At 44.2% G+C, this 13,101-nt stretch carries 10 protein-coding genes; 6 read left to right on the top strand and 4 right to left on the bottom strand.

The genetic code is table 11. The features are described from left to right. Positions 1-132 precede the first annotated feature (132 nt). On the top strand, positions 133-6,057 hold the full coding sequence (locus tag AAGA18_11290; protein ID MEM9445921.1) for a malectin domain-containing carbohydrate-binding protein: 5,925 nt from the start codon (positions 133-135) through the stop codon (positions 6,055-6,057). Positions 6,058-6,193: 136 nt separating this feature from the next. On the opposite strand, the gene AAGA18_11285 is transcribed toward AAGA18_11290, so the two are convergent. The 4 genes from AAGA18_11285 to AAGA18_11270 form a co-directional block, all read right to left on the bottom strand. After that, positions 6,194-6,985, bottom strand: a complete 792-nt coding sequence (locus AAGA18_11285) for a TIGR00282 family metallophosphoesterase (GenBank protein ID MEM9445920.1) — start codon at positions 6,983-6,985, stop codon at positions 6,194-6,196. Positions 6,986-7,132: 147 nt separating this feature from the next. Continuing rightward, positions 7,133-8,170, bottom strand: coding sequence for a phosphate acyltransferase (locus tag AAGA18_11280; GenBank protein ID MEM9445919.1), 1,038 nt, complete (start codon positions 8,168-8,170; stop codon positions 7,133-7,135). Positions 8,171-8,378: 208 nt separating this feature from the next. Next, the gene (locus tag AAGA18_11275) at positions 8,379-8,705 is read right to left on the bottom strand and encodes a rhodanese-like domain-containing protein (protein MEM9445918.1); all 327 of its coding nucleotides are present in this window, start codon (positions 8,703-8,705) and stop codon (positions 8,379-8,381) included. A gap of 16 nt (positions 8,706-8,721) precedes the next feature. Then, on the bottom strand, positions 8,722-9,615 hold the full coding sequence (locus AAGA18_11270; GenBank protein MEM9445917.1) for a rhomboid family intramembrane serine protease: 894 nt from the start codon (positions 9,613-9,615) through the stop codon (positions 8,722-8,724). 95 nt (positions 9,616-9,710) lie between these two features. Here AAGA18_11270 and coaD point away from each other — a divergent pair, with 95 nt between their 5' ends. The 5 genes from coaD to AAGA18_11245 are packed head-to-tail and all read left to right on the top strand — an operon-like array spanning position 9,711 to position 12,975. Then, entirely contained in the window at positions 9,711-10,205 is a 495-nt protein-coding gene (gene coaD, locus AAGA18_11265) for a pantetheine-phosphate adenylyltransferase (protein ID MEM9445916.1), read from the top strand. 11 nt (positions 10,206-10,216) lie between these two features. Continuing rightward, complete coding sequence (locus tag AAGA18_11260) at positions 10,217-10,675, top strand: hypothetical protein (GenBank protein ID MEM9445915.1); 459 nt, start codon at positions 10,217-10,219, stop codon at positions 10,673-10,675. A gap of 24 nt (positions 10,676-10,699) precedes the next feature. Beyond that, positions 10,700-10,885, top strand: coding sequence for a 50S ribosomal protein L32 (gene rpmF, locus AAGA18_11255; protein MEM9445914.1), 186 nt, complete (start codon positions 10,700-10,702; stop codon positions 10,883-10,885). A gap of 57 nt (positions 10,886-10,942) precedes the next feature. Next, complete coding sequence (gene plsX / locus AAGA18_11250; GenBank protein MEM9445913.1) at positions 10,943-11,986, top strand: phosphate acyltransferase PlsX; 1,044 nt, start codon at positions 10,943-10,945, stop codon at positions 11,984-11,986. Beyond that, entirely contained in the window at positions 11,974-12,975 is a 1,002-nt protein-coding gene (locus AAGA18_11245) for a beta-ketoacyl-ACP synthase III (GenBank protein ID MEM9445912.1), read from the top strand. Before plsX ends, AAGA18_11245 begins: the two co-directional genes overlap by 13 nt. Positions 12,976-13,101 lie beyond the last annotated feature (126 nt).

Raw genomic sequence — 13,101 nt, 5'->3', positions numbered from 1 at the left:
TTTAAATAATCTCCGCGCTGAAATTTATTAGAAGATAACTTTGATTAACGAATTAGTCCAAGAGCCTTCATTAAATTTTGGATAAATAAATAGTCATTTTACCAAATAAAAAATTATAGCTGATCTATCATTATGAAAAATATGCTCAACAAGAGAATCGTTTCCCGGATACGTCTGGTTTTAGGGAATTTTATAATATCGCTGATGTTGCTACCTGCTTCATTAGTTGCTCAAACCATTAGTTTCACTCCCAGTGGACTGGCGGGAGAAAAGCTTAAAAATCCAACATCCTTACAGTTTGGTCCCGATGATCGCCTGTATGTATCTCAACAAAATGGTCTGATTTACGCATACACGATTGTTAGAAATGGCACTAACGATTACAGCGTGACTAACACGGAAACCATTACGCTAGTCAAATCGATTCCGAATTATGATGACGATGGAACTCCTAATTCCCTTTCGGAACGGCAAATTACCGGGTTGCTGGTTTTGGGAACGTCAGCAAATCCCATTCTTTATGTTACTTCCAGTGACCCTCGGATCGGTGCTGGAGCTCAAGGCAAAGGCGACCAAGGTCTCGACACCAACAGTGGTGTCATTACCCGACTGACATGGACCGGGAGTGCTTGGGATGTGCTTGACATCGTCAGAGGTTTGCCACGTTCGGAGGAGAATCACGCTTGCAATGGGATGGATTATGATCCTGTGCGCCATGTACTGTATCTCGCACAGGGAGGAAATACCAATGCAGGAGCTCCCTCAACAAACTTTGCCTATGCCATTGAATATGCGCTAGCAGCTGCAATTCTGGAGATTGATCTAACTGCGCTTGAAGCCATGCCCATTTTAACTGATGCCAACAGTGGTAGAAACTATGTTTATGACATCCCTACCCTTGATGACCCAACTCGAGGAGGACCAGGTCAACTTCCGGAAAATGATCCATGGGGTGGTAATGATGGTTTCAACATGGCAAAAATTGTTGTAGGTGGACCCGTTCAAGTTTATGCCTCTGGATTTCGTAATCCCTACGATGTGGTACTTACAGAGTCGGGACGTTTATATTCAGTTGATAATGGACCTAATGGTGCATGGGGAGGTCATCCGGCAGGAGAAAACACTGCAGCAGTTTCCAATGACTACCTTATTGGTGAACCAGGCTCAAGTGATCCTGGACCTGGAGGTGACGGGCCAGTAAATAACGAAGATGGTCTCCACTTCATTACAGGAAAAGGGTATTATGCGGGTCACCCCACACCTATACGCGCGAATCCTGCTGGAGCTTACATTTATACTCAAGCCGAAGGAATTCTGGCTACTCATTTAGGAGTCAACAGTGGCGACCAAGTATTTGTGACAGATCCCGCCCTTCTCCCATCCGACTGGCCACCTGTGCCCTTGAGTGAAGCTGATATTCAGCAAGGTGATTATCGTAATCCAGGAGTTGATGATGGTGCCCTATGGACTGTCCCTATATCAACTAATGGTCTGGTCGAATATACAGCAACTAATTTTGCTGGCGGCATGCAAGGTCACTTACTGGCGGCAGGCTTTGCTGGAGACATCTATGAATTTGAATTCAACGAGACAGGTGATGCTCTGGTCAATGACAGCATCTTTGCAAGTAATTTTGGATCGAAGCCTCTTGACATCACTGCTCAAGGTGACAACGATATTTTTCCGGGAACGATATGGACCGCAACCTATGGATCAAACAACATCACCATTTTTGAACCCAATGACTTTTTCAATTGTCTTGGAGTAGATGATCCTGCTTTTGACGAAGATGGAGATGGCTACAATAATCAGGACGAAATCGCCAATGGAACCAACCCTTGTTCCCCTGCAAGCATTCCAAGCGACGAAGACTTAGACTTTGTTTCTGACCTGCTGGACACTGATGACGACAATGACGGCATACCAGATACTTCCGACCCTTATGCGCGTGACCCAAATAATGGCCTTTCCGCCAAGCTACCTATCATTTACACCCTACTCAATAACGACCCTGGCTTTGGTTACGGTGGAACCGGATTCACGGGCTTGATGACCGATGGTGTCACCGACTACCAAAGTTTAATAGATGAGACAGATTTGATCATTGGTGGAACCTCTGGAATCGTTACCAATCCTATTGTTGGAGCAGGCGATGCCTTAGGTGCTACTAATACACAACGCAACGCTCTACAATTTGGAGTGGATGTGAGTGCTGCCTCTGGACCATTCACCATCAAAGTGGCTATCGCTGGTCCATTTTTCAACTCGAATACTCCGACAGGTTTCCGCTCACACGGTTTCTACATGGGCAATGGAGATCAAGATAATTACCTCAAAGTAGCACTAAACAATAACAACGGCGCTGGAGGCATACAAGTAGTTGTGGAAAATGCTGGCGTATTCTCAGAAACAATCTATACAGAGAATGGCTTACTAACAGAAACCGCTATGGAATTAATCTTGAAAGTCGATCCTCTTGCGGGAACGGCGCAAGCGGGCTATGAACTCTCTAGTGGATTAGAAACATACCTTGGTAGTCCCATTCTATTGCAAGGAGAGCTTCTCAACTGTGTACAAAATAATAGCAAGGCCATGGCCGTAGGTATTATTGCAACTACTGGAGGAGCAGCTCCATTCGCGGTATCCTATGATTACATCGAAATTACCCAAGATGTTTCCAATGCATCTGCCCTTGTGAATGTCGCACCGAAGAAAAAAAATATCAACGCCAGCACTTATTCTAAAGATTCCTTTTCTATTACAAACACTTCAACTGGTGGTCAGAAAATATCGTCGGTTACTTTCAATTTAGCCACTGGTATGTTCCCTGACATGGTCTATGACCCAGATGGTCTTGCAGGAGATGTTGTAGCCAAGCCGTTTACGGCAGATACTGGCACAAGTGAGACAGGACTCCTATCTCACCAACTTCTAGACTTCCACAATGGTGTCGACAATGATGATGGATTTGACTCGCTACAGATAAACTTCAACGACTTTGATTCTGGTGAGGCATTCAAATTCTCTATCGACAATGATCCAACAAGTATCAAGGGAACTGAAGCACCTGGACCTGGCGAATCAGGTAGTATTTCTGGCTTCGAACTGATCGGTAGCACAGTTACTGTGGTCTATGACAGTGGTGAAATTCAAACTGTAGAACTCTATCGGACCCAACCAAACAGCTTAAGTGCCTCAACTGTGTTAGTTACCAATGTCATTCCAGAGACTCCTACCATTTCAGTTAGTGAGATTTCAGAATCATATGCCACAGTGAGTGAAACAAACCAGTTAGTTACTGTCACTGGGCCATTCAATACAGACATTTCACTTCTAGTTGTAGAAGGGGCTATGTTTGTGCAAGCTGAGGGCTCATACGACCCAGACCCCTATGAGATTAATAGCGTCATAGCCATCAACGAAATCGATGCCAATCTTGGTGCAACGGGTCAAATTGAAATCCCAATCACGCTGACAGACTCAGATCCTGAAGGTGGATTTAACTACCTCGCCGCTGTAACAATAGATGAAAAGGGTGCTACCAGTCTGCTTTCCAACCTAATTGTGCTTGAGTATGACGAAAATTACTCACCAACTGATGTCATACGCATCAACACCGGAGGACTGGAATACACCGACACCCAAGGTAATATATGGCTAGCTGACACTTTCTTCACAGGAGGTACCACCTATACTACAACAGTTGACTCAATTAATAACACAGTCGAAGATCCGCTTTATCAAAGTGAACGCTATGGTGATACTTTAGATTACAGTATTGCTGTAACTTCAGGAACGTATGCGGTCACCTTGCATTTTGCCGAAATCTTTTTCGGATCATCTCTCCAGCCTTCAAAAAATGGACCTGGTCATCGTATCTTCGATGTCTCCATTGAAAATGCCCAAGCGACATTAATTGGTATAGATCTTAATGATATAGTAGGTCCAGTTACTGCCTATGCTGTTCAGATCAATGATATCGTCGTCACAGATGGTCAACTCGATATTGATTTCACGGCTAGTGTTAACAATGCCAAAATTTCGGCTATTGAAATTGATGGTTCTGGAGCACCCACCAATCAACCTCCATCTATTTTTTCTGTTAGCAATCAAGCAAACTCAGAGGGAGATACTCCTTCATTACAAATATCAGCGAATGATCCGAACTTAGATCAAACCCTGACTTATGAAGCTTCTAATTTGCCAAGTGGACTTAGTATCGATGGGGTCACAGGACTTATTTCAGGAACTATTGCTACAGATGCATCCTTAGGAAGTCCCTACAGCGTAACAATTACCGTGACGGATGATGGTACACCTGTTCAATCTGCTAATACCACGTTTAATTGGACCGTTTTCGTATTTGGTGTCGGAGACTCAGATGGGGACACCATACCGGATAATGAAGAAGGCATGGCTGATCTTGATGGCGATGGTATTCCAAACTATCTCGATGTGGATAGGGATAATGATGCCATTCTAGATCAATTTGATCCAGACAGTAACCCTTCAGCCTTCGCCATTATGCGAGAGGTGTGGAACAATATCCTCGGCTCCACCGTCGATACGATTCCTGTGGCAACGGGAGCCGATAATATCATTTACTACCCTTCGTTTGCTGTCCTCTACGATCAATATAATGATGAAGATAATTACGGCTCCAGATGGTCTGCTTATCTCGCACCTAAAATCACCGGCGAGTATACGTTCTGGATTGCAGGTAGCGAAAGTTGTGAGCTGAAGTTGACAAGCTCTGGTGACACACTCGATCCCCTAGGCGCCACCATTATCGCCAGCTTTGTTGGTTCTACAGGGGAAGAAGAGTGGGATACGTTTCCCTCCCAGCAATCCGCTGCCTTTACGCTCGAAGCAGGACAACTTTATTACATAGAAGCACTGCACAAAGCAGGAATCGGCCAGGATCATATGCAAGTGGGATGGACAAGTCCAGAACACCCATTGATTACTGTGATTGATGGTGAATACCTCCAGCCCTTGACACCTGCAGCGTCTGGATCAGCCACAAGAGTGCTGTGGGAAAATATCTTGGGTAATAAAACAAAAGCTATTCCTTTGCTGGAAGCACCTGATCTCTATGATGAGATCGCGGCTTTAGATCTTTCATCGTATGGCATCTTTTACGGGCAACGTATCCAAGGTTACTTGCATCCAAAGGAATCAGGTTCTTACACCTTTTGGCTGGCTGGTGACAATAGATCGGAGCTCTACTTGAGCACCGATGATACCGAAGTAAATAAAACTTTAATGGCTTCGCTTCCAGGTCGAACTAAGCAATATCAATGGTATAAATACACGGGTCTAGGGGAACAGAAATCCATAGAATTCCCCTTGATAGCAGGAGAAAGGTATTACTTCGAAATCTTGCATAAACAAGGCAAGGCTTCAGACAATGTAGCTGTCGCATGGGAGAAAAACAGTGATGCACTTAATCCATTACCAACGGTTATTGACGGTAGCTACTTGTCGCCTTGGGACCGTATTGGTTGGAATAGCCTAGACATTGGAGCACCATCACTTCCAGGCTCAACTGGTTTCAACAATGCTAATCGCGTGTTCACTGTAACAGCAGCTGGTCAAGATATCTCGGGTGCGAATGACGAATTTCACTTTGTATACAAAGAAGTCACTGGAGATGTCATTGTCACAGCAGAAGTAACCTCGTTACTCGCTTCGCCCTCATTGGCGAAGGCAGGCGTCATGATTAGAGATTCACTCAACACAGATGCAGCTCATGCCATGACCGTTGTTACGCAAACGAGTAATACCCTTTCTTTCCAAAGACGTGTCACCACGGGTCAGCAAACAGATGATACCAGCATACCCGCTGTTACTCCAAAATGGGTGCGCATCATTCGCGAAGGAGATAGCTTCTCGAGTTACAGTTCCGATGACGGAGTTACCTGGACGCAAATTGGCTCCTCTATCAACATCAGTATGTTAGGTAGTGTCTTCGTCGGGCTACCTGTCACTTCACAGGATGCTAACACACCCACGACTGCAACTATTCAAAATGTTAGTGTGACTGTAGCAGAGTAAATAAAAACTTACTTGCAGCTAATCAATTACCCCACAAGTTGCTTAAATCAGCTTGTGGGGTTTGCTACCATTTGCCGAGCAAAGATCAAGTCTTAAGAAATCCATTACCACAGCGGCTAGCGACGGGGTATAAAGATTAGAGCCCATCTTCGACAGACTCCTGTATTCTTTGGATACTTATAGCCTTACCGGTGTCATCATCAATTTCCAGCATAACACCGTCAGCTTGGTTTCCACTAGTTGCCACTGGCATTCTGGAATGCATAAGTGTTAGAAAGCGATCGACAATCACCTTTTTGTCCCGACCAATAACGGAATCATGCGGTCCACAAAAACCAACATCCGTGATGTAAGCCGTACCTTTTTCAAGTACCTTTTCATCTGCTGTCTGGACGTGAGTATGCGTTCCTAAGACAGCACTTACTTTACCGTCGCAGTGATGTCCAAAGGCTATTTTCTCAGAAGTCGTCTCAGCATGAAAATCAACCAAGACACAAGGTGTCTCCTTTTTCACTTCTAGTAGCAACTCATCAATACCAGAAAAAGGATTATCCACGGGAAAAGGCATAAAGGTTCTTCCAAGCGCATTAATAACAGCAAGTTTTTTTCCATTGCCATGAACTCGAACCCACCCCTTACCAGGAGAATTATCAGGAAAATTAAAAGGCCGAATCAAGCGAGGCTCTTCTTCAAAAAATCCCTGAATCTCTCGTTGATCCCAGCAATGATCACCTAAAGTAATCACATCTATTTTGGCCCTTAGCAATTCGTAAGCTAATTTAGGTGTAATCCCCTTGCCACCCGCCGCGTTCTCTCCATTGACGACTATAAAATCTGGACCCCACTTATCTATAAATTTGGGAACCGCTTGCTTAATCGCTTCGCGACCGGGCTCACCAACCACATCACCCAAAAAAACCAAACGCATCCCTAACGCTAGCCCTCATTGAATACAGATCAAAACAAAAAGCCTTAACAAGGCAGTTATCTTAAGAACAACTTGAGTAAACTAGACGACATCACTCAAACTAGGCCTCAGAGCAAGGATTGTAGGTCGCTGGAGATGATCTTACTTCTAGGCTTGCTCTGGATACAATTTCCGGTACTCGATAGCCTGAACAGCAACGATTGCTGCAACCCCAAGTATATCTCTTGTTGCTGCACCTCGCGATAGTTCTGCTGCTGGCTTAGATAAACCTAACATAATTTGCCCATAGGCCTCAGCCTTAGAAAGCCTTTGAATCAATTTAGTACTTATATTTCCTGAATTTAAGTCAGGAAAGACAAACACATCAGCTTTCCCTGCAACTTGACTCTCAGGAGCTTTTAATTTTGCAATTTCTGGTAATAAAGCAGCATCCACTTGTAGCTCGCCGTCGATGTAAGCATCCAATCTATTTTCGCGAAATTTCTGCTGTGCTAACGCTGTAGCCGCAACGATCTTCTGCGAATCACGCGTTTGAGCACTACCTTTGGTAGAGTAAGACAACATAGCGACTCGTGGCGTCTTGCCTGATAGCTGACGTCTTAAACGGGCTGTCTCATAAGCAATATCAGCTAACTGCTCTACATTTGGGTTGGGTATTACCCCAGCATCCGCAAAGAAAAAGAGACCTTCATCACCAAACGGACTTTCGTGCAATTGCATGATCATACAACTTGAAATACTTTTGATTCCGGGGAAAGGCTTGATCAATTGGAATAAAGGCCGCAGTATATTTCCCGAATACTCGCTAGTGCCAGCAACCAAGGCATCACATTGACCATTTTGTAGCATCATACATGCAAAATAACTTGGAGTTTTAAGAATCTGCCTAGCGTCCTGATTCGTAATCCCCCTGTAGCGCTGCACCGTCTCAAGGCGTCTCACAAACAAAGGCATATCTTGAGCATTTTTGGGATCAATAACCAAAATACGTTTTAGAGAAGCACCTAAATCTTTAGCCATACTCTGGATTTTATCAGGATTGCCTAAGAGAATGGCTGGACCCAGCTTGCGGTTTGTATACTCCTGGGCAGCCTCTATAACCCGAGTATCTGCACCATCAGAAAAGATAACGCGCTTGGGATGCTTCGATAATTTCTCAAATATAGAATCTATAAAACTTGGCATAAAACTCGACTATTGCACTTCCGATACGGGCTGCTTGCCCAACTCTGGTAAAATACTTCTTACAGTTATACAAGTAAGATCCACTATATCAATAACAGAGATCTTTATTTACATCATCTCCTAGGAAAGCACATTGCTACCACCCATAAGAGCATCCGGAAAAGCGAAGATTTACGAGATGTGGAGGTTCTTCATCAGTGGAACAATATTAATACCTTGGGATTTTGTTATCGACATCCAAAGACCAGGCATCAATCCCACCTAACAAGTTACGCACTAGAGTATACCCATTCTGCACAAGCCAAGCTGCAGCTCTTTCAGATCTTACTCCATGATGACAGTATAGCACCAGTTTATCCTCTTTACTTAAAGCCTCTAGTGATCTCTCGGCAAATTCTGAGAGCGGAATCAACTGTGCACCTTCAATACGGCAAATTTCCCACTCATCAGCCTCTCGAACATCCACGAGCACTAGTTTCGTTTTTTGACTATCTAATTGCTTTGATAGTTCTGTAGCTGTTATGCCCTCTATCATTATTGACTATTCCTTCCTACATTCTCCTACGCAATAAATCTAAAATCTCATATTCTTCTTGAGACAGACTCTCGACCCCATATCGATTCATCTTATCAATAACCCGATTTGATTCTTGTAATAGCTCTCGCGCGGATAAATTTTTTAAGTAGCCTTTATCCTCATTAGGTTCAGCCTGACTATACTTCTTCTTCATCTGTTTGTGGAGCAAGACCATATAGAAGTATCCCCAACCTAACCCTCCCAAATGGGCGCTATGAGCGATCTGGAAAAGTAAAAGGCTCCAAAATGTGCCACTGCTTTCCATTGAGTCTTGATCACTCAACCTCAAAACTTGCGCAGTAACTACTAATAGAAGAGACAGACCCGCAAAAACCATCATCATGCGAATGGCTCTAACCGGCACGGGTATCGGGAAAATCATCAGCTTTGTATTAGGCCTTAATAACGCAAAGGCCATGACTATGGCACAAACTCCACCACTTGCTCCTACTAAACCACCCTCTCCATTTGGACTTGGTTGGAAAATAGCCATTCCATCACGCAGTAACACTTCCGCACTAAAAACAAATACAGATACCAGGGCACCCAAAAAATAAATGGAGATAAAGTGCTTAGGTCCTAATTCACTCTCTACTACCCTTCCAAACATATAGAGAGTCATCATATTAAAAACTAGATGCAACGCTGTAGGTCCCACTAACTCGGCGTGCACCCACATGTAGGTAAATAGTTGCCAAATCTTCCCCTGAGCTAAGTCAGAAAAATGTAAGCCCAAAATACTTTGTGCAACACCACGTGTCCCAAGAAAAGCATCTAAAGCCAAGCCTGCTATAGCTATCACCACGTTGATGGCTATGATGATCCTAGTTAACCTGCCTGGTGTTTCTTTTTTAAAAAAGCCTAACATCGTTTAGAATTCAGTGAATACTACAGCCTATCACTTTGAGTGCAACTGCAACAGCAAGCTGGAAATTCTCACAGGAAACCTCTAACATCCGCTCAATGAAAAATTCCCGTCGAATAGCTCTCTACCCTGGCAGCTTTGATCCTATCACTAACGGACATTTGGACATTGTCGAACGTGCTCTGCGACAATTTGATGAAGTCATCATAGGGATTGCAACAAATAGCTCTAAAAAGCATACCTTTACCATGGAACAACGAGCAGAACTGGTAAAAAAATCAATCCAGCTGATTGAAGGAGCTCAGCGCATACGTATCAAACAAGTAGAGGGGTTGGCCGTGAATTTTGCGGCTAACCTCAACGCCACCGCCCTCATCAGAGGGTTGAGAGCTGTCTCTGATTTTGAATTTGAATTTCAATTGGCACTGATGAATCGAAGTCTCAATCCTAATGTTGACACTATCTTCCTTATGCCCAAAGACAACTACACTTATCTTAGTTCACGTATTATTAAGGAAATTAGCAGTCTCGGAGGAGATATTAGCCAATATGTTCCACCACCCGTGGAGGAAATGCTCGGCAAGCAAGCCTAAATAGCACTTTCATGAAAATCGATCTCAGAACAATTAAAGATGATGGCAGCATGATCTCAGGATCTGTGCCCACCGCCCATTATGATCTTCCCCTGAAGGATTTCATCAAATGGGAGACCATTTCTTATCAGCTAGAGATACAAATCCTTGAAGATGAATGCCTTATACGAGGAAAAATACAAACAGAGTTCGAAGTTTCTTGCGCACGCTGTGTCGACCCTATCCCCTGGAAAGTAGACGTAGGAGAATTTTGCCAATCCTACCGCTGCCACAGAGATAGCTCAATCGACTTGACGAGTGATATCCGAGAAGATATCTTGCTCAGCTTGCCGATGGTTTATGCCTGTAAGCTGGATGCACAGCAATGTTGTCCTCTATCTGGGAAAAGTTACCTTCAGCAAAAGGACGAATTCTCAGATTTAAGAAAAAAAGATGTCTGGGGCAAATTAGATAATTTAAAAACCGATTAAGTACGTAGTATATAAAGGAGTATTATGGCAGTACCAAAAAGTAGAACTTCAAAGAGCAAGATTCGTAAACGAGTGGCTTCCCACCGCAAAGATCCTATCCAGTTACGCACTGACACCAAGACCAAGTCCAAACATCTCTCACACCGAGTAGACCCTGCCACAGGTATGTACCGCGGACGCCAAGTTATCTCAGTGACTGCCGAAGGCTAATTCTTTGCAACCATATATACCTATAGAATGCTCAGCCCTATTGCCTGATTGCACTAGATGAAAATTGCCCTTGACGCTATGGGTGGCGACTTCGCGCCTGGAAACCCAGTTGCGGGCGCAATCGACGCATTATCAGAATTTCCACAAATTGAAGAACTCATCCTTGTAGGGGATGAGCCACGCATCCGCATGGAGCTGTCTAAGCTCGGCGTAAGTAAAACACCTGATCGCATCAGCATCAATCACTGCTCAGAAGTCATTGAAATGTGCGAACCCGCTGTAGCTGCCGTCCGTAAGAAAAAGGACAGCTCTATAAATCGCACCATTGAATTAGTTAAAGAAGGCCGGGCGCTTGCTGCTGTATCAGCTGGAAATACTGGTGCTATGACAGCTTGTTCTTCGCTCCGCTTGAGAACTCTTCCTGGAGTACCTAAAGCAGGCATTGCTGCTCTGATGCCTACTGAAACAAATGTTTTTGTCCTTTTGGATGTGGGAGCAAACGTAGATGCGCGCGCTGAACATCTGACTATCTATGGCATCATGGGCAGTATTTACTCCAAGAGCACTTTGGGTTTTACCAAGCCCCGTGTTGGACTTCTCTCCGTGGGAACTGAAGATGCCAAGGGTAATGACCTCACCAAAGAAGCTTTCAAAATGTTACGTTCTGCTCCCGTCAATTTTATTGGGAACATTGAGGGAAGAGACCTCTACGAAAACCCAGTTGAAGTCGTCGTTACAGATGGTTTCACGGGAAATGTCGTTCTCAAAACAAGCGAAAGCATCGCCCATTCTATTTTTAGCTGGCTCAAGCACGAGTTGAACAGTACACCTACTCGACTATTCGGCGCATGGCTTGCTCGAAAAGCCTTTGCCGCTATCAAGAAGAAAACCAATTATGAGGAATATGGGGGAAGCTTGCTTCTAGGCCTAAATGGAACCGTCGTCATTGCTCACGGATCTTCTACTCCCTTAGCTATGAAAAACGCTATACGTGTCGCAGCTCAGGCCATTGAAAAAAATATCAACCACCAAATTATAGAGCAAGTTTCTCAATTTAAAGAACACAACAAAAAAGGTCTCTCATTAGCATGGAAAAAGTAAACGCAGTACCTGGAATGCAGATTGCGTCCACGGGAATTTATCTACCCAAAAAAGTTCTCGCAAATGATGAGCTTGAAAAAATGGTCGACACTTCAGATGAGTGGATCACTACCCGCACGGGTATTAAAGAGAGAAGAATTTCTGCCCCCGGGGAGTTAACTGCAGATCTCGGAGCTGAAGCTGCTAAGATGGCTATGAAAAACGCCGAACTTTCACCTAAGGATATTGATCTCATCCTTGTTGCGACTATTAGTCCCGATGCTATATTTCCTTCTGTAGCTTGTTCTATCCAACAAAGGATTGCAGCCACTCATGCTTGTGCCATGGACCTTCAGGCCGCTTGCACAGGATTTATTTATGGGTTGGTTATGGTTAGTGGCTTTATCGCTACCGGTAAATATAAAAATATTCTGCTCATTGGTGCAGAACGCATTTCAGCCTACATTGATTGGTCCGACAGAAACACCTGTGTTCTTTTTGGAGATGGAGCTGGAGCTGTCATCATCCGGCCTACCGAGGATAAGCGCAGTAACTTAATTGCTCACCACCTAGGAGCCGACGGCCGTGCTGGTGATGTTCTTTACCTAAATAACGGGCGCAAGGATGTTTACTTTGGCTGTGACGTAGAAACACTGCCTCGGGAAGGCATGGTCATGAGCGGTCAAGAAGTCTTTAAAAAAGCAGTTATTGCCATGTATCATTCTGCTACACGCACCATGAAAGAAGCAGGCTGCACCGTTGACGATATCAAATGCGTCATTAGCCATCAGGCAAACATTCGCATTATCAATGCTCTCTCGGACCGTTTAAAGGTCCCCAAGGAGAAACGCTTTATTAACGTGCAACGCTATGGAAATATTTCTGCAGCCTGTATCCCTGTAGCTTTGCATGAAGCAAAAGACTATTACCCTCTCGAACGCGGTGACAAGATTCTGCTTGTCGCTTTTGGAGGGGGCCTTACATGGGGCTCGGCTATCATTGAGTGGTGATCAAGAAAACTCTGATAATTCTGAGTTAGTGCATTTTCTCATTAGCAGGCAACAGTGCCTTATCTAATCTGTACTCTTCTGTTTTCACGGGTGAAAACCTCAAGAGATCTGTATAGTCGCATGGTG

It is taken from the genome of Verrucomicrobiota bacterium, assembly GCA_039192515.1.
In the GTDB taxonomy this organism is placed as follows: domain Bacteria; phylum Verrucomicrobiota; class Verrucomicrobiia; order Methylacidiphilales; family JBCCWR01; genus JBCCWR01.
The sequence above is the reverse complement of the archived record's forward strand: the minus strand, read 5'-3'. Positions and strand labels throughout refer to the sequence as shown.

Excerpts from the sequence above, each read along its gene's own strand:
- AAGA18_11290 (MEM9445921.1), top strand. The coding sequence starts at position 133 with ATGAAAAATATGCTCAACAAGAGAATCGTTTCCCGGATACGTCTGGTT.
- AAGA18_11285 (MEM9445920.1), bottom strand. The coding sequence starts at position 6,985 with ATGCGTTTGGTTTTTTTGGGTGATGTGGTTGGTGAGCCCGGTCGCGAA.
- AAGA18_11280 (MEM9445919.1), bottom strand. The coding sequence starts at position 8,170 with ATGCCAAGTTTTATAGATTCTATATTTGAGAAATTATCGAAGCATCCC.
- AAGA18_11275 (MEM9445918.1), bottom strand. The coding sequence starts at position 8,705 with ATGATAGAGGGCATAACAGCTACAGAACTATCAAAGCAATTAGATAGT.
- AAGA18_11270 (MEM9445917.1), bottom strand. The coding sequence starts at position 9,615 with ATGTTAGGCTTTTTTAAAAAAGAAACACCAGGCAGGTTAACTAGGATC.
- coaD (MEM9445916.1), top strand. The coding sequence starts at position 9,711 with ATGAAAAATTCCCGTCGAATAGCTCTCTACCCTGGCAGCTTTGATCCT.
- AAGA18_11260 (MEM9445915.1), top strand. The coding sequence starts at position 10,217 with ATGAAAATCGATCTCAGAACAATTAAAGATGATGGCAGCATGATCTCA.
- rpmF (MEM9445914.1), top strand. The coding sequence starts at position 10,700 with ATGGCAGTACCAAAAAGTAGAACTTCAAAGAGCAAGATTCGTAAACGA.
- plsX (MEM9445913.1), top strand. The coding sequence starts at position 10,943 with ATGAAAATTGCCCTTGACGCTATGGGTGGCGACTTCGCGCCTGGAAAC.
- AAGA18_11245 (MEM9445912.1), top strand. The coding sequence starts at position 11,974 with ATGGAAAAAGTAAACGCAGTACCTGGAATGCAGATTGCGTCCACGGGA.